This window comes from Mesorhizobium sp. ZC-5 (assembly GCF_025753855.1).
In the GTDB taxonomy this organism is placed as follows: domain Bacteria; phylum Pseudomonadota; class Alphaproteobacteria; order Rhizobiales; family Rhizobiaceae; genus Neomesorhizobium.
The window spans coordinates 611,787-633,238 of sequence record NZ_JAOWPT010000001.1 but is presented as its reverse complement, the minus strand read 5'-3'; the positions used below and the strand labels follow the sequence as shown (position 1 = coordinate 633,238).

Here is a 21,452-nt window from a genome sequence, read left to right as displayed (position 1 = left end):
CCCAAAACCGGTGTGACGATGAGCCGCTCCGACCAAGGGCTCAATGGCCCCTGTCGCCATTGACGACAGGTGGGAGCTCCGTCATCGTCCGGGCATGACGTTGCGACAGCTCGATCTGACCGGGTTGAAATGCCCGCTGCCGGCGCTGAAGACCCGCAAGGCGCTCAGGAGTATAGGTCCGGGTGAGCGCCTTGAGGTCCGTTGTACCGACCCGTTGGCGGCAATCGACATCCCCAATCTGGTCAACGAAACGGGTGACCGCCTCGAGACCATCGACCGCAACGGCGACCAGATCATCTTCCTGATCATAAAAGCCGAAGCGGTGGCGGTGTAAGCGTTGCGACAAATCAGGGCGTTTATCGGTGCCGCCGCGCCGAGCTGGTCTGTTAAATCTGGCCCAACCGCAATGGCTCAACTGTTTACAAATCTCTGGTATATGTAATACCAAGAAACAGCATACCCACGGCGGCTGGTACCGTCTTCAACAGAGGGCGCTCAGCCTTGGAGGAGATCGTATGACGATGCAGGGACGGCAAGCACGCGATCGCGGACCGAAAGGACGGGCGCTCGACGATGGCGCGCTCGCCGAGGTCCGCGAACTTCTGGGCACCCGCGCCCGGCATCGCGACCTGCTGATCGAGTTCCTGCATCTGATCCAAGATCGCTACGGATGCCTGTCGGCTGCCCATCTGCGCGCCCTTGCCGAGGAGATGCGGCTGGCGCAGGCCGAAGTTTATGAAGTTGCAACGTTCTACGACCATTTCGATGTGGTCAAGGAAGGCGAGGCGAAACCCGCGCCGCTGACGATCCGGGTCTGCGATTCGATAAGCTGCGCGTTGGCGGGCGCCGAGGATGTATTCGCTGAGCTTTCGGCCAGCGCCGATCCGCAAGCAATTCGCGTCGTGCGCGCGCCCTGCATGGGCCGCTGCGCTGGCGCGCCTGCCGCGCGCATCGGCGATCGCGAAGTCGATCACGCCAGCAGCAAGGGCCTGCTGGATATGGCCCGCGAAGGCAAGACCAAGGTCGTTGTGCCCGATTATATCGGCTTGGCGGCCTATCGCGCTGCCGGGGGCTATCAAACGCTGCAGAAGGTGCGTGACGGCGCGCTGGGCGTCGAGGCCATCATGGAAACGATGCAGGAAGCAGGCCTGCGAGGCCTCGGCGGCGCCGGCTTCCCGGCCGGCAAGAAATGGGGCTTTGTCCGCTCCTATCCAGGCCCGCGGTTGATGTCGATCAATGGCGACGAAGGCGAGCCCGGCACGTTCAAGGACCGCATTTACCTCGAGAAGGACCCACACCGGACCTTCGAGGGCGCGTTGATCGCCGCTCATGCCGTCGAGGCGGAGCGCATCTATTACTATATGCGGGACGAGTACCCGGCTGTGCTCGCCATTTTGCGCACCGAGATCGCGGCCCTCGAGACGGCAGGCATTGTAAAACCCGGCTTCATCGAGTTGCGGCGCGGCGCCGGCGCCTATATCTGCGGCGAGGAAAGCGCGATGCTGGAGAGCATCGAAGGCAAGCGCGGCCTGCCACGGCATCGGCCCCCCTACATTGCCGAAGTCGGCCTGTTCGGCCGTCCGACGCTCAACCACAATGTCGAGACGCTGTGGTGGATCCGCGACATCGTCGAGCAGGGCGCCGAGTGGTTCGCGGCGCAGGGCAAGCCCGGCCATCCCGGGATCAGGTCCTGGTCTGTTTCCGGCCGGGTGAAAAACCCGGGCGTCAAGCTGGCGCCGGCCGGCGTCACGGTGCGCGAACTGATCGACGACTATTGCGGCGGCATGGCCGAAGGCCACGAGTTCAAGGCTTATTTGCCGGGCGGCGCCTCGGGTGGCATACTGCCGGCCTCGATGGGCGACATCGAACTCGATTTCGGCGGCGAGCTCGCCAGGCAAGGCGCTTTCGTCGGTTCCCATGCGATCGTCGTGTTCTCGCAGGCCGACAGCATAAAGGACGTGACCGTCAACCTGCTGAAGTTCTTCAAGCATGAGAGTTGCGGCCAGTGCACACCTTGCCGCGAAGGGACTGAAAAAATGGTGACCTTGCTCAGGAAGCGGGGCCCTTCCGACGACACCGCGATACGCGACCTTGAAATGGTCATGCGTGACGCGTCCATTTGCGGACTTGGCCAGGCTGCGCCCAATCCAGTAAACCACCTGCTGACGCATTTCCGGGATGATCTTTGAGATGACGAAACAGATCGCATTCACCCTGGACGGAAAATCGGTCACCGCTGCCGAAGGCGAGACTATCTGGGAGGTGGCCAAGCGCGAAGGCACGAAGATCCCGCATCTGTGCCATGTCGACATGCCGGGCTACCGGCCCGACGGCAACTGCCGCGCCTGCATGGTCGACATCGAAGGCGAGCGTGTGCTGGCGGCTTCCTGCATCCGCAAGCCGACCGCCGGCATGGTCGTCAAGACCGATACCGAGCGCGCCGAAAAATCGCGCGAAATGGTGTTCGAGCTTCTCGCCAGCAATATGCGGCCGGCAAATGACGGTCCGGATAACCAATCGGCGTTCTGGCAGTGGGCCGGTTCGATGGGGATTTCGGGAGATCGTTATGGTTCCAAATTCGCCGACGGCGTGGCACCGGAGTTCGACGTCTCCAACCCGGCCATCGCCGTCAATCTGGATGCCTGCATAACCTGCGGCGCCTGTGTGCGGGCCTGCCGTGAGGTTCAGGTCAACGACGTCATCGGCATGGCCGAGCGCGGCAACCATGCGGTTCCCGTCTTCGACATGCATGATCCGATGGGGCTTTCCACCTGCGTCACCTGCGGCGAATGCGTGCAGGCCTGCCCTACCGGTGCGCTTTACGAAAAGTCGCTGATGGACGAAGCCGGCAAAACCCGGGTCATCCAGGAGTTCGACAGGGTCGTCGACACGCTTTGTCCTTTTTGCGGCGTCGGCTGCCAGACCAGTGTCGCCGTCAAAGACAACCGCATCGTTCAGGTCGATGGCCGCAACGGTTATGCCAACGAGAACCGCCTCTGCGTCAAGGGACGTTTCGGCTTCGACTACGCAATGTCGCCGGAGCGATTGACCAAGCCGCTGATCCGCCGTGACGATGCGCCGAAAGCGGGCGATCTCGATCTGCGCGGCGTCGATCCGCTCACGGTGTTTCGTGAAGCGAGCTGGGAAGAGGCGCTGGAACGCGCTGCCTTCGGGCTGAAGCGCATCCTCGATACCAGCGGCGGGCAGGCTCTGGCTGCCTTTGGCTCCGCCAAAGGCTCCAACGAAGAGGCCTACCTGTTCCAGAAGCTGGTGCGGCAGGGCTTTGGAACCAACAATGTCGACCATTGCACGCGCCTTTGCCACGCCTCCTCGGTCGCGGCGTTGATGGAAGGCGTCGGCTCGGGCGCGGTCTCGGCACCGTTCAACGACGCGCTGAAGGCCGAATGCATCATCGTCATCGGGGCGCGCCCGACCACCAACCACCCGGTGGCGGCGACGTTCTTCAAGCAGGCCGCCAAGCGCGGCGCCAAACTGATCATCATGGACCCGCGCGGCCAGGACATGATGCGCCACGCAACGCATTCGCTGCGCTTCAAGGCCGGCAGCGACGTCGCCATGCTGAATGCGATGATCCACGTCATCATCGAGGAGAAACTCTACGACGAGCAGTACATACAGGCCAACGTCTCGGGCTTCGAGGCGCTGAAAGCCAAGGTCAAGGATTTTTCCCCTGAGGCGATGGCCGAGGTCTGCGATATCGAGGCCTCCGTGCTGCGCCAGGTCGCGCGCACCTACGCGACGTCGCAGCGCTCGATCATCTTCTGGGGCATGGGCATTTCCCAGCACACCCACGGCACCGACAATGCGCGCTGCTTGATTGCGTTGGCGCTGATCACCGGCCATATCGGCCGGCCGGGGACCGGCTTGCACCCGCTGCGCGGGCAGAACAATGTGCAAGGCGCCTCCGACGCGGGCCTCATCCCGATGTACTTCCCCGATTACAAATCGGTGGAGAACGTCGACATCCGCGCCGGTTACGAGAACTTCTGGGGCCAGACGCTCGACCCGAAGCGCGGCCTGACCGTGGTCGAGATCATCGACGCCATCCATGACGGCGAGATCAAGGGCATGTACATCATGGGTGAGAACCCGGCGATGTCCGATCCCGACCAGACGCACGCCCGTGCTGCGCTCGCCATGCTCGACCATCTCGTCGTCCAAGACATCTTCCTCACCGAGACGGCATGGCACGCCGACGTCGTGCTGCCGGCGTCGGCCCATGCCGAAAAGACCGGCAGCTATACCAACACCAACCGGCAGGTACAGATCGGCCGTCCGGCGCTCGACCTGCCAGGCGAGGCGCGCCAGGATTGGGCGCTGATCGTCGAACTCGCCAATCGGCTCGGCCTTGGCTGGAATTACAGTCATGTCTCGGATGTCTATTCCGAGATGGCAGGTGTCATGCCGTCGCTGAAGCATATCTCCTGGGAGCGCATCGAGCGTGAGGGCTCGGTGATCTATCCCGCCGACGGGCCGGACACGCCGGGCAACGAGATTGTCTTCTCGTCGGGCTTCCCCACCTCGGACGGCCGCGGCCGCATCGTGGCGGCCGACCTTCTACCGCCCGACGAGGTGCCGGATGCTGAATACCCGCTTGTGCTGACCACGGGCCGCCTGCTCGAGCACTGGCATACCGGCGCCATGACGCGCCGCGCGGGCGTGCTCGATGCTATCGAGCCGCACGGCATCGCAGCGATGAACCCGTATGAGATCCGGCGGCGCGGCCTGCGGCAGGGCGACATGATTGCGGTCGAGACGCGCCGCGGAACGGTCGAAGCCATCCTGCGCGCCGACCGCGAGGTAGCCGAAGGCATGGTATTCATGCCGTTCTGCTTCAATGAAAGCCCGGCCAATAAGCTCACCAACCCGATGCTCGACCCCTACGGCAAGATTCCGGAGTTCAAATATTGCGCCGCGCGCGTCGAGCCTGTCGCACGGCAAGAAGCCGCTGAATGATGACCTGCTTGTTCCATGGTCATCCCGGCGGGACTGGACGCCGAGCGGCCTCAAATCGGCATTGCTATCCGAATCGATTCTCAAGCATTCGCTCTTGGGATCGTTGAAACATGCTCGGACAGTGGGGAGCATAAAAAGCAGGCGGCAAGTTTGATTGCATTTTGGGTGGGTGTCGCTGCTCGCGCCAACGACTGAAATCTGCATCGAGAGTTCCGTCGAGCACGCGCGTTCGCAGTTGGACGAGTAGATGAACGCCACGAGGCGTCGTCGTGGGCGCTGCCGCATTGAGCTCAGCAGGCAGGCCATGCGCTATCTGTTGCAGCACCGCTGCAGGGATCCAGGTGATCGGAAGCCTTGCATTGTTCGTTCCCGTTTTCGCAGCGGCACATGCGCAGGCTCAACGGAAACCGAAAGTACGGCCAAATCGCACGGGCGATGATCTGAGGCGGAAAACGGCGCCAACCGGCATTCTACTCTCAGTTGAGGTAAAGTTCGGCACACCAATGTTGTTTTCAAAATGATTTGTTTAAGAATTTGCTAATTTACTGAATTTCTTTCTTGTACTAAAGTTTCGCACTTGGTGGCACTTGTTCAGTGAAAGGATTTCCCAATGGCCAAGGAAGCTGCGAATACATCTTCTTCAGCGAATAAGGCGGAAGTGACAAGTCTCGCCGATGGAAACGGGCTGAGTTTGATAGCATCCCAGGTTCGCGAGAACGGGGGTTCAGGCGACGCGGTAGGTGTCGATAAGATCCGTGACCTGCTTTTTGGCAATCAGATGCAGGACTACGACCGCCGTTTTTCCAAGCTTGAAGAACGGTTCTTGCAACGGTTCAAGGATGTCGAATCCGAGGCCAAGCGCAATCTTGAAATGTACGAGTCAAACTCGAAAAAGCAGGTCGACTCACTCGCTGCGCAATTGCGGAGCGAAAAAGAGGCGAGAGCCGAGTCCGACAAGGAAATTGACAGAAACCTTCGCGAACAGAATCAAACACTTGAGAAGCAGGTACGCGCATTGTCCGACCAGCTGAGCGAAATGGACCGGGACGTCGCGGACCGGATAAACCGGAGCGATCAACTGCTGCGTGAGGAAATCAAGCAGAAGATTGAAGGTGTTCAGCTCATGATCGAAAAGATGTTCTCCGATCTGAGCAACGTCAAAACCGATCGAAATCTTCTGGCGGGCTTGTTCGTCGAAATTGCGAAATGCCTGAATCAGGATCCTGTCGGCAACAAGAACAACTTGGAACGCGCCTGGAAATCGAGTTGACCGCTGACCCAATCAGCCTTTTACGAAGAGCTTCGAACAACAATGAGATTGATCGAGAGGCTCTGGCTGGTCTTTTGGTCGAAATTGCTCGGAATGTCGATCCGGTCTACCGCGCCAGTTTCGTCGGAATCCCTACCGCCGATCCTCGCATGGAAACGCTGCGTCAGCTTCTTGTTGGCCGCGAAATTTCGGAGCTTTCGCGGGTCACGCAGCTGTTGGACGTACCAGAACAGCATGCTGCCGCTGTGGGGGATGTGCTGCCTCGCGCAGTCACGCATGCGCCTCAAGCGCAGCTGAGCGAGGCCTTTTCGCCAGTTGTCGAGAGGTCGGTCCAACGATCCATCCAGAAGGACCCGGCCACTCTCACGGACATATTGTACCCGCTGTTCCTGCCAGCGATTCGAAAGTCGATCGGCGAGAAAATCGACCAGACCTTTCAGTCTCTGAATGAGTCCTTGAGGTACATCTTCACCTGGCGTGGACTTAAGTGGAGGCTCGAAGCGTGGAGAACGGGAACGAGTTTCGCAGAAGTCGTACTCAAGCATTCGCTCATCTATCGTGTGGAGCATGTCTTCCTCATTCATCGCAATTCCGGGCTGTTGATCGCGCACGCGACTGCCGAGAATGCAACGAGCGAAGACCCTCAGCTCATTTCCTCGATGCTCAGTGCGATTCAGGATTTTGCAAAAGACTCGTTCAATGAAAAAGAACAGGGCGCCCTAGACACTATCCGTTTTGGGGAACTCCGCCTCTGGTCGGAAGTCGGACCGTTTGCGACCCTGGTCGCGGTGATCCGCGGAAACCCACCCGAGGAACTGCATGAAATAGTTCGCGATGCCTTGCTCCGCATCCACTCGGAATCCTCCGGGGCGTTGGAGAAGTTCGACGGCGACAGTACGCAACTAGCCGGCGTAAGGGCGACGCTGGAGACCTGCGTTGAACTGAAGCAGGAAGATTCAACTCAGGCGTTTCCGTGGCTGGCGGTGGCTGCAGTCACGCTCGTGCTGATTGCGGCGGGCAGTTGGCTCTTCCTCTCCTGGCAATCAGGCCAACGCTGGCAGGACTACGTGTCGCGACTTGAAGCCCAGCCGGGCATCATCGTCGCCCAGCAATCGGCGAGGGGCGGACATTTCTACATTTCCGGCCTGAGAGACCCGCTTGCCGCCGACCCGGCGACTCTGCTGTCAGGAACGGAAGTTGATCCTGCCCGTGTTCATTCGCAGTGGCAATTCTATCAGAGCCTCGATCCGAAGTTCGTGCTGAAGCGGCTGACAGCGTCGCTCGCCCCGCCGAAATCGGTTCGGCTTTCGATCGTCGAGGATCGCATCGTTGCCGAGGGTGAAGCTCCCGACACCTGGATAGACCGCGCGCGCGCAGCGGCCCGACAGCTTCCGGCAGGCGGCCCGGTATTCGACATCTCCAGGGTTCGTGATGTGAGCCCCGAAGCACGCGCGGCGGAGAACTGGCAGACTTATGTGTCGCGACTTGAGGCCCAGCCGGGCATCATCGTCGCGCAACAAACGGCGAGGGGCGGACATTTCTATATTTCCGGCCTGAGGGACCCGCTTGCCGCCGACCCGCAGGCTCTGCTGTCGGGAACGGGAGTTGATCCGGTCCGCGTTCATGCGCAGTGGCAACCCTATCAGAGCCTTGATCCGACGTTCGTGCTGAAACGACTGACAGCATCGCTCACCCCGCCGAAAACGGTCCGGCTTTCGATCGTCGGGGATCGCATCGTTGCCGAGGGCGAGGCTCCCGATACCTGGATAGACCGGGCGCGCGCAGCGGCCCGAGAGCTTTCGGCAGGCGGCCCCGCATTCGACATCTCCAAGGTTCGTGATGTGAGCCCCGAAGCACGCGCGGCGGAGCACTGGCAGACTTATGTGTCGCGACTTGAGGCCCAGCCGGGAATCATCGTCGCGCAACAAACGGCGAAGGGCGGACATTTCTACATTTCCGGCCTGAGAGATCCGCAGGCCGCCGACCCGCAGGCTCTGCTGTCGGGAACGGGAGTTGATCCTGCCCGTGTTCATGCGCAGTGGCAATTCTATCAGAGCCTTGATCCGAAGTTCGTGCTGAAACGGCTGACAGCATCGCTCACTCCACCGAAAACGGCTCGGCTTTTGATCGCCAAAGATCGCATCGTTGTCGTGGGCGAGGCTCCTGCCGCCTGGATAAATCGGGCGCGCATCGCCTCTCAACAGTTGGCCGCGGACGGACTCACTCTGGAAATCTCCGATTTGCGTGAGTTGACCCCTAAGGAACTGGTTCATTTGAGGGAGGGCATCCAAGCGGTCGATATTCTCTTCGATTCCGGCGAGGCTGTGCCGGGACCGGAGCAATTGCCGGTTCTCGACAGATTGGCAAATCAGTTGAAGGAGTTGGCCACGGACGCCCGCAAGGCCGGTGTTACCGCGCGCTTCATGTTGACGGGCCATTCGGACACGACGGGCCGTGAAACCACCAATTTGTCAATCAGCGTCGCCCGCGCGGAAACCGTTCGCGCACTTCTCAAGAAGCGCGGCGTCGATCCTGAACTGCTTCTGGTACGTGGCGCAGGAACTTTTGAGCCGGCGGAGACTGAAAAAGCCCAGACCGGGAGCTCCGTCAATCGCAGAGTTTCGGTCAGTGTAAACTTCGACTAGCACGAACGGACCCCGAGATGTTGCAAAAGAAGATCTGCATGCTGGGCGGGTTCGCAGTCGGAAAGACGAGCCTTGTTCGCAGATTTGTGCAAAGCATCTTTTCGGAAACCTACTTGACCACGGTCGGCGTAAAAATTGACAAGAAGAGCGTCGTACTCTCGGACAAGACGGTGGATCTGATCCTTTGGGATCTGGCTGGCGAAGACGACATCGGCTCTTTCCGCCTCAGCTATGTGCGGGGCGCGACCGGACTGGTGCTTGTCGCCGACGGCACCCGCGCTGCCACTCTGACGGTGGCGCTCACGCTGCGCGAGCGAACCGAGGCCGAATTCGGCGCCATGCCTTTCGTGTTGCTGCTCAACAAATCCGATCTGGCGGATCAGTGGACAATCTCGGACGATGCAATCAACGAAATGAGACAATCCGGATATCAGATCTATCTGACAAGCGCGCTTTCGGGCGAGTCGGTAGATGACGCGTTTATTCAACTTGCTTCATTGGTTTCCAAATAGGCTATGGATGAACCTCCGGATGAAGTCAGAAACTGGCTATGCAGTTTCGTCTACAACGATCGCTCTATTGCGTATGTGAAGATTGACGATCGACTTCTCGTCGCCGGGAAGGGAGGCCGGGTCGAACATTATGGCCTCTCATCACTTCGCATCGGCGAACCAGTTGCCGGGCAGCTTGCGTTCATTGAAGGTTTGCTGCCTTACACGGATCTGCCTTTCCACATACCGATGGTCGAACTGCCCAACGGGCGCGTAACAGACCTTCATTTTTTTTCCGACAATGCATGCATTTGGCTGCTCTTCCTCGACGCCACTGCCGAACATAATAACAAGCAGCGGATTCAGCAGAAGGCCTATGAAACGACGCTTCTGCGGGAGAGAGAGCATCAACTCAACGAGCAATTGGAGTCTGCAAACGAGGCCTTGAGGAAGAGCCAGGAGGGGTTGTCCCGGGAATACCAACGCTCCGAAAGTCTGCTCCTCAACATCCTTCCGGCGTCTATCGCGGAGCGCCTGAAGACGCAGGAACAAATTGCGGACAATCACGCAGAGGTGAGCGTGCTTTTCGCCGACATCGTGCGCTTCACGGAAAAGGCGCGAAGCGTCGGGGCAGAAACGACCCTTGCCATCTTGAATAGCTTCTTCAAGGCAGCGGACCTGCTTTCCGAGGTCCACGGGTGCGAGAAAATCAAGACAATCGGCGATTGCGTCATGGTGGTCGCCGGTCTGCCGCTGTCTCGACCCGGTCACGCAGACGCCCTTGCCCAATTTGCACTTGAGCTGCGCCAGGCGGGTGCGGACGAAAACTTCGGGGGAGAACCGCTAAAACTGAGGATTGGGATTCATTCAGGCCCAATCGTCGCGGGCGTCATAGGGAAGAGGCGTTTTGCCTATGATCTTTGGGGAGACACGGTCAATCTCGCCGCACGCATCCAGACGTCCGCCGAACCCGATGAAATCCGGATTTCGGATGCAACGCACAAGTTGTTTGGGCAGGAGTTCGCCTGCGACCTTATTCCGGAAATGGAACTCCGTGGTGCAGGTCGGGTGCAGATGTGGAGGCTGATAGCCTGATTGGTTGCCGCTACAATCGCCGGTCAGCCTTCGCGTTTATGCCGCAAATTGCTCACGGCGAGTTAAGTTGATAACGCAGCGGGGCAAATGGAGGTCCCGCACGACGCGGGTTTTTCATTTGGGTGAATGGTCCGCCGAAACGGATGTTGGCTGCGGTCCACAGGTTATGGTCAGCGCGCGCGAGCCACGCCCCGCTCCTTGACTATGCGGATTTCCTCGGCCGTCAGGCCCACCGACGCCAGCACTTCATCGGTATGTTCGCCGAGTTCCGGAGCCGGCAGACGTATATCGCACGGGGTGCCGTGGAGTTTGACCGGAAATCCCAACATGCGAACGACGCCATGCCCGGGATGATCGACGTCGATCGTCATTTCCTGTGCGAGCACCTGCGGATCGGAAAAGACCTCATCGAGGACCTGCACCCGGCCACATGGAACGCCTGCCGCGTTGAGCATTGCAATCCAGCGCTCCTGAGTACCGCTCGCGAGCCTTGCATCGATCAGTTCGTGCAGTTCGCCACGTCGCGCGAAACGTTTTTCGTTGGTGTCGTAGCGCGGATCGTCCATTAGGTGCTCGATGCCGATCGCCGAGAGAAACCGGCGCAGGATTGTATCGTTGGACGGTGCGATCGCGATCTCGCCGTCGGAGGCTCGGAAAAGGCCGTAGGGCGCGACCAAGGGATGGTCATTGCCGGTGCGCTCCGGAAGCTTGCCCGTGACGAAGAATTCCGAGGCGAGATAGGCCATCATGCTGATGGCACCATTCACCATCGCCGATTCGACATGCTGGCCATGGCCGTTTATGTCTCGAGCGCGCAGGGCAGCGGTGATGCCGAAGGCGAGATAGAGCCCGGCGACGAGATCGGTGATGGGCTGGGCGGACCGCAGGGGCTCGCCTTTGTCGTACCCGTTAACGCTCATCAGGCCGCTCATGGCCTGCGCGATGAAGTCGAAAGCCGGGCGATCGACATAAGGGCCGTCGCTGCCGAACCCGTTGACATTGGCTGTCACCAGCCTTGGATTGATTTCGCTCAGCCGTTCCCTGTCGAAACCCATCTGCGCCAGCACGTCGGGCCGGAAATTGTCGACGAGTACGTCGGCCGACGCGATCAGTTTGGCCAGGACCGACCTCCCCTCCTCGCAGCGCAGGTCGAGGACGATCGACTTCTTGTTGCGATTGAACGAAGCATAGTAGAAGGAAAAGCCATCGCGCAGCGTACCCTGCTCGCGGATCGGGTCGCCTCGCCCGGTTTCGACCTTGATCACCTCGGCGCCCATGTCCCCCAGCATCATCGTGCAGAACGGCCCCGACAGAACGCGTGTCAGGTCGATCACCCTGATGCCTTCGAGAGGCCTCTTCCCTTGCGCCGGCAGATCTCCCATGCGTCAGCCGTTTGCGGTGGCAACCGCATCCATCGCATGGAGTTCGAGCCGCGGGCCGGCCTTCATCAACTGGCCGGGCAACGTGCGCCCGATCGTTCCCTCGGCTCGCCGGGCGACGGCGATAAGCTTGCCCAAATCGACGCCGGTCTCGACGCCGCATTCGTCGAGCATATAGACGAGATCCTCCGTGCAGATGTTGCCGGTCGCCTTGGGCGCGAACGGACAGCCGCCAAGCCCGCCGATGCTGGCTTCGTAGCGTGTCACGCCCTCCAGAAGCCCTGCATAGACGCAGACCAGTCCAACGCCGCGCGTATTGTGGAAGTGGAGCGCTATGTCGATATCCGGCACCGCCGCGCGAAGCGCGCTGCAGCGCTCGCGCACCAGAGGCGGCGTGGCCATTCCGGTGGTGTCGCCGAGCGACACAGTCGTTATGCCCATGTCCCGATAGCGCCGCGCGATGTCCACGACATCCTCGACCGACACATCTCCCTCGAACGGGCAACCGAAAGCAGTGGCGATAGCGCCATATACAGCCGTGCCGGAGGTTTCAGCGATGCGGCAGACCTCGCCAAAGCCAGCGAGGGATTCTTCCCGGGAACGGTTGACGTTCTTGCGATTGTGACTCGCGGACGCCGACATGAAAACGACCATGGCGTCGACGCCGGCCTCGATCGCCCGCTCGGCGCCCCGCGCGTTGGGCACCAGCGCCGTCAGCACGGCTCCCCTGGTCCGGTCGATGCCCGACAGCACGTCGCTCGCGTCACGCATCTGCGGTACGGCGCGTGGCGAAACGAACGACGTGACTTCCAGGTGACGAATGCCGGCATCGATCAGGCCGTTGACGAGCGCGATCTTTTCTTCGGTCGGCACGAAATCCGGTTCGGACTGAAGTCCGTCACGCGGCCCCACTTCGATGACGCTCGCATGAGGTGGGAAGCCCATCTCCTCGGGTCTGCTCTTCCGGTCCATCCCGTCCTCCTCACAAAACGGTTGAGTTGGTCGACCATCTTGGTATACCGTCATGAATGGGAGGGTCAATGGCCCATCGTGCGACTTCCATCAGGGCGGACGCTGAAGCGGACCGCAGGCAGACCGGCGCGCTGCCCCACGCCAGGCAGGAGCCGCTCGGCAACCGCATGCTGTCGCGTATCCGGGCCGACATCCTTTCGCTGAAGCTGGCACCGGGAGAAGTGATTTCCGAGCGCGCCTTGCAGGCCGGCTATGGTGCCTCCAGGACACCCATTCGCCAGGCATTGATGCAGCTCATTCATGAAGGCCTGATCTTGCGGACGACGCGGGGCTATGCGGTAGCGCCCTTCGACCTCGAAGAGCTGGACGAAAGCTTCGAATATCGCGAACTGATCGAGGGTGAGGCGATCCGCCTCGCCTGTGCGAGGGCGATGCCGGGCGACCTCGATGCCATACAGGAGACAATCGATCGCGGCCTCACCGAATTCACGCCGGAAAGCTGGTTCGAGATAGGCCTGGACGTGCACGTTCGCCTGGCGGAGCTTTCAAGAAACCGCTTTCTCCGCGATGCCGTCCAGGATGTCATAGCGCGGACGATGCGCGTCCGCTGGCTGGTTGCCAACACGGTGGAAGGCAGAGAGGCCGCGCATCGCGATCACAGCGAGATCGTCCGCCTCGTACGCGACCGCAATGCCGACGCAGCTGCGGAAGCGCTGCGTCATCACGGCCGCGAAGTTCGGCGGCAGGTTTATGACGCGATCGATGGCACCCGGCGATTTCTGGGCGCCCGCAGCTTTGCCGGGGGGAGGCGCGACGATCCGGGCGAACATCACGATTCCGGCCGCACGGACCGGTAGAGCCTCGGCTCAAGGAGGAGACCATGAGAACAATAAGGAGGAAACCATGATGACAATGATGAAATCAGCCACCAGGCTGATGGGTGCGGCGGCGCTGTTCGCCTTGGCGACGCTGGGCCAAGCCGCGGCGGCCGAATGTATCGCCCCGGCCGACCCTGGCGGCGGCTGGGATTTCACCTGCCGCACGGTCGGCAAGCTCCTCTACGATGAGAAGCTGGTGGAAGAGCCGGTGCAGGTGACCAATATGCCGGGTGGCGTCGGCGCCGTGGCCTACGCGAACATCATGTCGAAGCGCCCCGACGACGCCGGCGTCGTCGTCGCTACCTCGACGGTCGGCGTTACGCAGATCGCCCAGGGTAAATATCCCGCCGGCACGGACGCGATGCGCTGGATCGGCATGTTGGGTACCGATGTCGGCGTCATCGTCGTCGCCAAGGATTCGCCGTACAAGACACTGGACGATCTCATGAAGGCGTTCAAAGAGAATCCAGGCTCGGTCGTTTCGGCAGGTTCCTCCGGCGCCGGCGGTTGGGATCACATACGCCTTCTGATGCTGGCCAAGGCAGCTGGCATGTCGCCGGAAGAGTTCAAGCAGATCCGCTGGGTCCAGTTCGATGGCGGCAGCCCCGCGGTGACCCAGATGATGGGCGGCCAGGTGCAGGTGGTCTCGACCGATCTCGGCGAAATTGCCGGCTTTGTCGAATCCGGCGACGCCCGCATTCTCGGCGTCCTTTCCGATGATCCGATCCCCGCCTTCCCTGACGCGCCGACCGCCAAGTCGCAGGGGCTCGACGTGACCGGCTACAACTGGCGCGGCTTCTACACCGGCGGCGACGTATCGGATGAAGACTACAAGAAGTGGGTCGACACGATGAAGTCGCTCTTCGACACCGAAGGATGGAAGAAGGCCGCCGAAGGCAGCGGCCTGGTTCCGATCTGGCGCGGCGGTGAGGAGTTCGAGGCCTACGTCATCGATCAGGCCAAGCAGATGGAGCAGATTTCGAAGGAAATCGGAGTCCTGTGATGGCCGACCGGATCCTGGGCCTGCTGATCCTGGTCCTGACGATCTTTTACGGCTGGACCGCGGGGAGCTATGAGGCGAGCTTCGGTGACCCTCTCGGCCCCGCGGCCTTTCCGCAGATGCTGGCCGTTCCGGCTGCACTGCTTAGCCTGTTCCTTGTCCTTCGGCCCGATCCGGACCCGGCGTGGGCAACGGGTCTCCCGGCGATACGGCAGATCGCGACGGTCGGCGTGCTGATCGCCTATGCCTTCCTGCTGGAGGATCTGGGCTTCGTTGTCGCCACCGCGCTCGGCGCTTCGGCCATGGGCCGGCTGCTCGGAGCTGGCTGGCAGAAATCCGTAATCTCCGGCGTGGCGATGGCCGTCGGCCTGTTCGTCGTTTTCGACACGCTGCTCGGCTTGCCGCTGCCGCTCTATCCCCGATTCATGAGTTGACCGAACGTGGACATTTTATCGTCTCTCGCCCAAGGGTTTGCGGTCGCCGTTACGCCGACGAACCTCGCCTTCGCGGTCTTCGGCTGCTTTCTCGGCACGATCATCGGCGCCCTGCCCGGCATCGGCCCCGTCAACGGCGTGGCGATCCTGATCCCGCTGGCTTTTGCCTTGCGGCTCGATCCGACCACCGTGCTGATTCTGATGTCGTGCATCTATTACGGCTGCACCTATGGCGGCCGCATCTCCAGTATCATGCTCAACATCCCCGGCGACGCATCCAGCATCATGGCGACGCTCGACGGCCATCCGATGGCCAAGGCCGGAAAGGCCTCCGAGGCCCTTGCGATTTCCGCGGTCGCTTCTTTTATCGGCTCGACGGTTGCCACGATCGGCCTGACGCTTTTTGCCCCGATGCTTGCGAGCGTCGCCATCTATTTCGGGCCGAGCGATTATTTTGCCCTTTACGTGCTGGCCTTCGCCATGATCGGCGGCGTCGGCGGCGCCAGTCCATGGAAGATGCTGCTTGCGGGTTTCCTCGGCCTGATGCTTGCTACCGTCGGCCTCGACCCGGGCACTGGCCTGGCGCGCTACACGCTCGGCTCGTTCAATCTTTATGACGGGTTCGATCCTATCGTTGCGATTGTCGGCCTCTTCGCCATCAGCGAGGTCCTCGTCTACCTGGAAACCGCCCATCATGCGACTGGAACGCTGGTGCCGATGGGCCGGGCGGTGCCGAAGTTCAGAGAGATGCTGCCCGGCATGGGCGCGGCCTTCCGCGGCTCCTTCATCGGTTTCCTGTCCGGCATCCTGCCAGGCGCCGGCGCCTCGCAGGGCGCATTCATGGCCTATGTCGCTGAGCGGCGCTACAGCAACAAGGACGACACGTTCGGCAAGGGCGATCCGCGCGGCCTCGCCGCGCCGGAAGCGGGAGACAACGCTGCGGCCGGCGGAGCGCTGATCCCCATGCTGACGCTCGGCATCCCCGGCAGCGGCACGACTGCGGTCATGCTCGCGCTCCTGATCTCGCTCAACATCCAGCCAGGGCCGCTGCTCTTTGAACGCCAGCCGGACATGGTATGGGGACTGATCGCCTCGCTCTACATCGCCAACGTCGTCCTTCTGGTGATGAACATCCCGTTGGTCGGCATTTTCACGCGCATGCTCAGCATGCCTCAGTGGATCCTGATGCCCTTCATAATCATGGTGAGCTTCCTCGGCGTCTATTCGATCAGCCACTCGACCTTCGACCTCATGGTGATGATCGGCTTCGGTGTGGTCGGCTACATCTTCCGCAAGCTGGATATATCGCTGATCCCACTCGTGCTCGGGCTGCTGCTTGGAGCGGACATGGAGAACAATCTGAGGCGTGCATTGTCGATCTCGAACGGCGATTTCTGGATCCTCGTCCAAAGTCCCATCGCCGCAACGATCTACGCGATCACCGCGGCCGTGCTCGGCACGGCCTTCATTCTCGCCTTTCGAACCGCTCGGCGGAGACGGGCAAGCGCTCTTGCCGAGTTGGAGGATTGATGTGAGTGTGCGCCGAAGTGTGGCCTTAAGCTGATCTTCGTCAAGTTCATGACTTTGCTGGCAAATTCATAACTTCGGCGGGGTCGCCACTGTAATGCTAGTTGCGGCGCTCGGCGATGAAGACGGCCGCGGCTTTCAGCAGGTCGGCGCGCCCGCCGAAGGGTTCGAGCAGCGACTGCGCCTGTTCGACCAGCCCGTGAAGCTGCTGGCGTGCCCAGTTGCCGCCATGCAGCGCGGCAAGCGTCGCCTTGCCAGCGGCGGCGTCCTTGCCCGTCGCCTTACCCATGGCTTCGGGGCTGGAGGTGAGGTCGAGCAGGTCGTCGGCGAGTTGGAAGGCGAGGCCGACCGCCGAACCGAATTCGGCAAGCCTGTCGCGATCGTCGGGGGCGGCGTTGGCGATGATCGCACCCGCCTCGCAGGCAAAGCGGATCAGCGCGCCGGTCTTCATCGCCTGCAGCGTGATGATGCCGGCTTCGCCAGGTTTCTTGCGTTCAGCCTCGAGGTCGAGCGCCTGGCCGCCGGCCATGCCGCCAGGACCGGCGGCGCGGGCAAGGCCAAGCACCAAATCCGCTTTCGTCGCGGAGGGTAGGTCGGTGGCCGCGTCGGCGATGATATCGAAGGCGTAAGTCAGCAGGCTGTCGCCGGCGAGAATGGCGGTTGCCTCGTCGAAAGCCTTGTGCACCGTCGGCTGGCCGCGCCGCAGGTCGTCGTTGTCCATGGCCGGCAGATCGTCATGGATCAGCGAATAACAATGGACGCATTCAAGTGCCGACGCGACGCGCAGCACGGCATCGCCTTCGACGCCGAAAAGTGCTGCGGTCTCCATCACCAGGAAAGGCCGCAGCCGCTTGCCGCCGTTCAGCACGCCATGGCGCATCGCCGCGAGCAAGCGCTCGGGGCGGGCGATCTCGCCGGGCAGGATGCGGCTGTCGAGCAGGCCGCGCAGCGCCGCCTCGACGGCATGCGCGCGCATTTCCAGGGCGATCTCGAAAGGCAAACCGGGGGTTTCGTCCATGGGCGGCACCGTTTAAGCCAAAAGCGGGGCCGGTCAAGCAGGCTTGCGGGCATTGCGCTCGGCGCGGCACCCCGTTATGCGAAGGGATGAACTCGGGGATATCGGGCTTGACCGGGCCAATCGTTGATCCAGAACCGGAAAGGCTGGGCATGCCGGCGAAACGAAAGGGATCGTCGCGCGGCATCCGATCCCGCGCCAGCGGGCGCGGATGGGTCTGGCGAATATTTCTTTTCCTCGTCGTACTCGGGCTGCTGCCGGTCGTCCTTACCATCCTCTACCTGCCGTCCTTCGTGCACCCCGTGTCGACGCTGATGCTGAAGGATCTGGCGACGTTCCAGGGTTACGACCGGCAATGGGTGTCGATCGACGACATGTCGCCGGTGCTGGTGCATTCCGTCATCATGTCGGAGGACGGGCAGTTCTGCTCCCATCGCGGTATCGACTGGGCTGAGTTGAACCTGGTAATCGACGATGCCATGGCCGGCGAGGCGACGCGTGGTGCCTCCACCATCACCATGCAAACGGTGAAGAACCTCTATCTGTGGCACCGGCCGCTGGGAACGCTGCGCAAGCTTGTCGAATTGCCGCTGGCGGTCTATGCCGACATGGTGATGCCGAAAAAGCGCATCATGGAAATCTATCTCAACATCGCCGAATGGGGGCCGGGCATCTATGGCGCCGAGGCGGCGGCCCGGCATCATTTCGGCCGTTCGGCGAAGGAGCTTTCGCGCAGGCAAGCAGCACTTCTCGCCGTCGCGCTGCCAAATCCGATCGCGCGCAACCCGGGCAAGCCCGGTCCGGGCCTTAGGCGGCTGGCCTCGATCATCGAGCGGCGTGCGTCACGCTCCGGCGCCTATGTCGGCTGCGTGAATTGACGGGCTCAAATTCAGCCTTCGTTTCCGCCTGACAGAAAAGCGTTCAGCCGACCAAGGACGAGGCCTGGAGCTTCGAGTTGCGGCAAATGACCGACGCCGGACAGTGTCTCGAACGATGCCCGCGGGATCAGGGCGTGAAGCGCCTTGCCGCGCGCCAGCGGAATCCATGGATCGTTTTCGCCCCAGATTATCGTCACCGGACAGCGGATCGTCCCGAACAACGGCTCGACCTCGGCGGTGTATTTCTCGTCGGCCTGCGCGAATTGCCGATAGAAGCTCCCTCTGCCTGCCTCGGAAAGCCAGGGCTCGACGAGCTTCTCGAAATCGCCGGCATCGATGTCGTTGGCGAGCGCTCCCCTGATGTATGCCCGCACGACGGCTTCGTGGATATGCGGGGGCAGGCCCAGAAAGGCCTCCACATGGCGGCCGACATGGTCGAAGAAATCCGATCCCCAAGGCCGCATCGCAACGACATTCATCAGCACATACCGCTCGAAATCGCATCCATGCAGGAGATGCGCCCGCAGCGTCGTGGCTCCACCCATGTCGTGGGCAACGACCATCGGCCGTTCCAGCCCCCAGTGTGCAAGCATTTCGGCGAAAACCTCTCCCTGCACGTCAAGTGACGTCCGCTGCGCCGCGGCTTTGCCGGATCGTCCGTATCCGGGCATGTCGTACCAATGGACGCGATACTTCCGTGCAAGGTCTGGGATGATCCGATGCCATGAGAACGAGGACCATGGCCAGCCATGGGCCAGCACGATGGCAGGCCCGCTGCCAGACCGACCCGCCGCGACCGTGCCCGCGAAAGTCTTTACGGTTTCATCGAGTTTCCACGCCACCAGATCGTCCCTGTCTTTCGGATGACGCCGAGCGCCGAAGAGTTGCAGTATCGACGATCGACGGGTCAGATGGCAGTGGGATTCGGCCTGGCAGCCGTGCGCGAGCCCGTTGCGTTATCCTTGGCTCCTTCAACTGGCCTGGGCGCGCGCCCAAGTTATGCCGTCATCGAGCGAGGTCGCTTGGTAGGAGAGGTCGCTTCCGCCCGAGAATGCAGCCATGAATCGTCGTATCTTGCCGTAATTGTTGTCGAGGACGGCATGCGGTCGCCCGAGCAGCAGTGAGCAGATATGGACGTGCAGGCGATCGGTCACGACCGCCCGCCCACGCGATATTTGCCGTATGCCGCGCCTGAAGCGGTTGTGAGCCGCTGCATCGAGCTTGCGCAGCCGTATTTCCGCCGGTTTGAGCGACAGCAGTGCCGAGGTTGCGCCGAACGCCTTGGAGACGCGGACGCTGGTGGTGGATTCGCTGATCCAGTCTTCCCGCGGGACGCCCGGATCGGCCGCGCCATCGGAATCGACGGACTTCTCGAGATCCGACCTGAGCATCGCAAGCACGGGAAATTCGGGCTGGGCCGGCTCGACCGGGCCGATACAGAAGGCCATGTCAGGACAGAGGCGCACCTGGCAATCGAAATGCTTTTCCGCGAAGAGCTTCGATTCCTCGTCGCGAACCAGCAGCAGGAAGTTCTTGTGACGTCTGATGACTCGCGCGCTCTCCCGTACCCGTTCCTGCGATTTGTAATGGATCGACTGAGGAAACTGGACGATTGGGCGATCAGGGAAGCGTTTGAGCACGCGTTCGCGGAAATCCTGATGCGCGTCCCAAAGATCGCCGAAATTACCGCCGCCATGGATGAAGATCGGACCCGTCGGCATGATTTGTTCGAGGTCTTCGACCGAGAAATCATCCATTCGCGAGACATAGGCGGGCCGCTTTCCAAATTGCTCCCGCAGGTAGGCCATCTCGCCCAGCCAGATGGCGGAATCGCCGCAGTTGCGGATGTCCGGAAAGTCGAGAATCGCCAGCGGCTCGTCGGTGGAGACATGATCCTTCAGGCAATCATGAATCATGCCTTTCAGTTCGGCGATCAGGTCCAGGCTCTGTTCGGAATGCACGCTACATTCTCCATTTTACAAGCAGGCAAAACCGACGCGCCGGCCCTGCCAAGGCCGCTGAGCGCGAGCCCTGCTCCCGCGGGTTCAAGAAATGGCCGCTAATGCCGTGACCGGTGTTCGGCAACTGCCGAAGGCATTGTGCGAACTTGCGCCTCTCGCGCCGGCATCGCGCCGAAGACAGGCACCACACCTCTCGACTGGAAGAGCGCGGATACAGCCAGGACCAACACAACGCCGGCGGAGAATTCGAGGACTTCCTCCAAGGTCGACGCCTTGTAGGAGTGTATGAGATCAAGGGTCTCGGCACTCGCCAGCATGCCAACGGCAACAACCAGGCGGAACTCGAATGCTTTCGAGAGGACGTGCCGCACGACCATCCAAGCTCGTTGCCGAAACCGGTGCAGGAGAGCGAATATAGCGGCCAGAAGAAGCCCACTTCCTATGACCGCTGCCAGAGTCCCGGTGGAGCCCGCGTCGCGCAGATGGCGAACGACGAGAATGATGACGTCATGTCCGCCGTCGAACTCGCCGCCGCCGTCCATCCGCGGCATCTGAATATGGAAAATGCGGGCACCGAAGCTGATCTCGCTGAGAAAGAGCAGCAACGACAGGCCGCTCACTCCAAAGAGGACACTCCTCTCCGCGAAGGTCATGGAGACAGGCCTTAAAAGGGCGGTGCCCAGAGCGAGCAGCGCGGCGGCCGCAAAGCCCAGGGCGCTCAGATTTTCCACGAGACCGTCTTCGACAAACAAGTCGGGCCTGGATAGGCCGATCATAAAAAGCAGCGCTACACCAGTAAAGGTTGCAGCGGCAAACACCGCGTTTTCTCGGTTCATTGTTGCTTGTCTTTTCCACGTCGTCCCGACCAGCAACGAATAGTGACGGGCCGCAGCAAAAGATTGGCCGGCTTAGTAAAATTTGGTGTCGGAC

The 21,452-nt window shown here is 61.4% G+C and carries 18 protein-coding genes; 12 read left to right on the top strand and 6 right to left on the bottom strand.

All coding sequences use genetic code 11. The features are described from left to right. The first annotated feature begins 94 nt into the window (after positions 1 to 94). The 7 genes from OHD58_RS03050 (at position 95) to OHD58_RS03020 (ending at position 10,478) form a co-directional block, all read left to right on the top strand. Positions 95 to 334: a sulfurtransferase TusA family protein gene (locus OHD58_RS03050; protein WP_263801557.1), complete on the top strand. Its 240-nt coding sequence runs from the start codon at positions 95 to 97 to the stop codon at positions 332 to 334. Positions 335 to 515: 181 nt separating this feature from the next. Further along, the gene (locus OHD58_RS03045; RefSeq protein WP_263801556.1) at positions 516 to 2,189 is read left to right on the top strand and encodes an NADH-ubiquinone oxidoreductase-F iron-sulfur binding region domain-containing protein; all 1,674 of its coding nucleotides are present in this window, start codon (positions 516 to 518) and stop codon (positions 2,187 to 2,189) included. A gap of 1 nt (position 2,190) precedes the next feature. Continuing rightward, entirely contained in the window at positions 2,191 to 4,977 is a 2,787-nt protein-coding gene (gene fdhF / locus OHD58_RS03040; RefSeq protein ID WP_263801555.1) for a formate dehydrogenase subunit alpha, read from the top strand. Between the two features lie 610 nt (positions 4,978 to 5,587). After that, entirely contained in the window at positions 5,588 to 6,247 is a 660-nt protein-coding gene (locus tag OHD58_RS03035) for a hypothetical protein (RefSeq protein ID WP_263801554.1), read from the top strand. After that, positions 6,184 to 8,892 (top strand): OmpA family protein, encoded by a 2,709-nt coding sequence (locus tag OHD58_RS03030; protein ID WP_263801553.1) that lies wholly within the window; start codon positions 6,184 to 6,186, stop codon positions 8,890 to 8,892. The genes OHD58_RS03035 and OHD58_RS03030 overlap by 64 nt, the downstream gene beginning before the upstream one ends. Positions 8,893 to 8,909: 17 nt before the next feature. Continuing rightward, positions 8,910 to 9,404, top strand: coding sequence for a Rab family GTPase (locus OHD58_RS03025; RefSeq protein WP_263801552.1), 495 nt, complete (start codon positions 8,910 to 8,912; stop codon positions 9,402 to 9,404). Positions 9,405 to 9,407: 3 nt separating this feature from the next. Then, the gene (locus OHD58_RS03020) at positions 9,408 to 10,478 is read left to right on the top strand and encodes an adenylate/guanylate cyclase domain-containing protein (RefSeq protein WP_263801551.1); all 1,071 of its coding nucleotides are present in this window, start codon (positions 9,408 to 9,410) and stop codon (positions 10,476 to 10,478) included. A gap of 170 nt (positions 10,479 to 10,648) precedes the next feature. Here the strand turns inward: OHD58_RS03020 and OHD58_RS03015 are convergent, their stop codons facing one another. Together OHD58_RS03015 and OHD58_RS03010 are read right to left on the bottom strand one after the other, a co-directional pair. Beyond that, entirely contained in the window at positions 10,649 to 11,860 is a 1,212-nt protein-coding gene (locus OHD58_RS03015) for a CaiB/BaiF CoA transferase family protein (RefSeq protein ID WP_263801550.1), read from the bottom strand. A gap of 3 nt (positions 11,861 to 11,863) precedes the next feature. Further along, on the bottom strand, positions 11,864 to 12,829 hold the full coding sequence (locus OHD58_RS03010; protein ID WP_263801549.1) for a hydroxymethylglutaryl-CoA lyase: 966 nt from the start codon (positions 12,827 to 12,829) through the stop codon (positions 11,864 to 11,866). Between the two features lie 68 nt (positions 12,830 to 12,897). Here OHD58_RS03010 and OHD58_RS03005 point away from each other — a divergent pair, with 68 nt between their 5' ends. The 4 genes from OHD58_RS03005 to OHD58_RS02990 are packed head-to-tail and all read left to right on the top strand — an operon-like array spanning position 12,898 to position 16,671. After that, positions 12,898 to 13,686 carry a GntR family transcriptional regulator gene (locus tag OHD58_RS03005; protein ID WP_263801548.1) on the top strand — a complete coding sequence of 263 codons (789 nt, stop codon included), beginning with the start codon at positions 12,898 to 12,900 and terminating at the stop codon, positions 13,684 to 13,686. Between the two features lie 46 nt (positions 13,687 to 13,732). Next, positions 13,733 to 14,710 carry a Bug family tripartite tricarboxylate transporter substrate binding protein gene (locus tag OHD58_RS03000; RefSeq protein WP_263801547.1) on the top strand — a complete coding sequence of 326 codons (978 nt, stop codon included), beginning with the start codon at positions 13,733 to 13,735 and terminating at the stop codon, positions 14,708 to 14,710. Then, a complete protein-coding gene (locus OHD58_RS02995; protein WP_263801546.1) occupies positions 14,710 to 15,141 on the top strand; it encodes a tripartite tricarboxylate transporter TctB family protein in 432 nt (143 codons plus the stop codon). Before OHD58_RS03000 ends, OHD58_RS02995 begins: the two co-directional genes overlap by 1 nt. Positions 15,142 to 15,147: 6 nt before the next feature. Further along, positions 15,148 to 16,671 (top strand): tripartite tricarboxylate transporter permease, encoded by a 1,524-nt coding sequence (locus OHD58_RS02990; RefSeq protein ID WP_263801545.1) that lies wholly within the window; start codon positions 15,148 to 15,150, stop codon positions 16,669 to 16,671. Between the two features lie 97 nt (positions 16,672 to 16,768). Here the strand turns inward: OHD58_RS02990 and OHD58_RS02985 are convergent, their stop codons facing one another. After that, the gene (locus tag OHD58_RS02985; protein ID WP_263801544.1) at positions 16,769 to 17,686 is read right to left on the bottom strand and encodes a polyprenyl synthetase family protein; all 918 of its coding nucleotides are present in this window, start codon (positions 17,684 to 17,686) and stop codon (positions 16,769 to 16,771) included. A gap of 98 nt (positions 17,687 to 17,784) precedes the next feature. Between OHD58_RS02985 and mtgA the strand changes: the two genes are divergently transcribed. Next, the gene (gene mtgA / locus OHD58_RS02980; RefSeq protein WP_263801602.1) at positions 17,785 to 18,561 is read left to right on the top strand and encodes a monofunctional biosynthetic peptidoglycan transglycosylase; all 777 of its coding nucleotides are present in this window, start codon (positions 17,785 to 17,787) and stop codon (positions 18,559 to 18,561) included. Between the two features lie 11 nt (positions 18,562 to 18,572). Here mtgA and OHD58_RS02975 read toward each other — a convergent pair whose 3' ends face one another. The 3 genes from OHD58_RS02975 to OHD58_RS02965 form a co-directional block, all read right to left on the bottom strand. Then, a complete protein-coding gene (locus tag OHD58_RS02975) occupies positions 18,573 to 19,403 on the bottom strand; it encodes an alpha/beta fold hydrolase (protein ID WP_263801543.1) in 831 nt (276 codons plus the stop codon). A gap of 129 nt (positions 19,404 to 19,532) precedes the next feature. Further along, complete coding sequence (locus OHD58_RS02970) at positions 19,533 to 20,477, bottom strand: polysaccharide pyruvyl transferase family protein (protein WP_263801601.1); 945 nt, start codon at positions 20,475 to 20,477, stop codon at positions 19,533 to 19,535. 143 nt (positions 20,478 to 20,620) lie between these two features. Then, positions 20,621 to 21,358: a hypothetical protein gene (locus OHD58_RS02965; protein ID WP_263801542.1), complete on the bottom strand. Its 738-nt coding sequence runs from the start codon at positions 21,356 to 21,358 to the stop codon at positions 20,621 to 20,623. Positions 21,359 to 21,452 lie beyond the last annotated feature (94 nt).

Excerpts from the sequence above, each read along its gene's own strand:
- OHD58_RS02970 (WP_263801601.1), bottom strand. The coding sequence starts at position 20,477 with ATGATTCATGATTGCCTGAAGGATCATGTCTCCACCGACGAGCCGCTG.
- OHD58_RS03010 (WP_263801549.1), bottom strand. The coding sequence starts at position 12,829 with ATGGACCGGAAGAGCAGACCCGAGGAGATGGGCTTCCCACCTCATGCG.
- OHD58_RS03005 (WP_263801548.1), top strand. The coding sequence starts at position 12,898 with ATGGCCCATCGTGCGACTTCCATCAGGGCGGACGCTGAAGCGGACCGC.
- OHD58_RS02965 (WP_263801542.1), bottom strand. The coding sequence starts at position 21,358 with ATGAACCGAGAAAACGCGGTGTTTGCCGCTGCAACCTTTACTGGTGTA.
- OHD58_RS03000 (WP_263801547.1), top strand. The coding sequence starts at position 13,733 with ATGATGACAATGATGAAATCAGCCACCAGGCTGATGGGTGCGGCGGCG.
- OHD58_RS03015 (WP_263801550.1), bottom strand. The coding sequence starts at position 11,860 with ATGGGAGATCTGCCGGCGCAAGGGAAGAGGCCTCTCGAAGGCATCAGG.
- OHD58_RS02995 (WP_263801546.1), top strand. The coding sequence starts at position 14,710 with ATGGCCGACCGGATCCTGGGCCTGCTGATCCTGGTCCTGACGATCTTT.
- OHD58_RS03050 (WP_263801557.1), top strand. The coding sequence starts at position 95 with ATGACGTTGCGACAGCTCGATCTGACCGGGTTGAAATGCCCGCTGCCG.
- OHD58_RS03035 (WP_263801554.1), top strand. The coding sequence starts at position 5,588 with ATGGCCAAGGAAGCTGCGAATACATCTTCTTCAGCGAATAAGGCGGAA.
- fdhF (WP_263801555.1), top strand. The coding sequence starts at position 2,191 with ATGACGAAACAGATCGCATTCACCCTGGACGGAAAATCGGTCACCGCT.
- OHD58_RS03045 (WP_263801556.1), top strand. The coding sequence starts at position 516 with ATGACGATGCAGGGACGGCAAGCACGCGATCGCGGACCGAAAGGACGG.
- OHD58_RS03025 (WP_263801552.1), top strand. The coding sequence starts at position 8,910 with ATGTTGCAAAAGAAGATCTGCATGCTGGGCGGGTTCGCAGTCGGAAAG.
- OHD58_RS03020 (WP_263801551.1), top strand. The coding sequence starts at position 9,408 with ATGGATGAACCTCCGGATGAAGTCAGAAACTGGCTATGCAGTTTCGTC.
- OHD58_RS03030 (WP_263801553.1), top strand. The coding sequence starts at position 6,184 with ATGCCTGAATCAGGATCCTGTCGGCAACAAGAACAACTTGGAACGCGC.
- OHD58_RS02985 (WP_263801544.1), bottom strand. The coding sequence starts at position 17,686 with ATGGACGAAACCCCCGGTTTGCCTTTCGAGATCGCCCTGGAAATGCGC.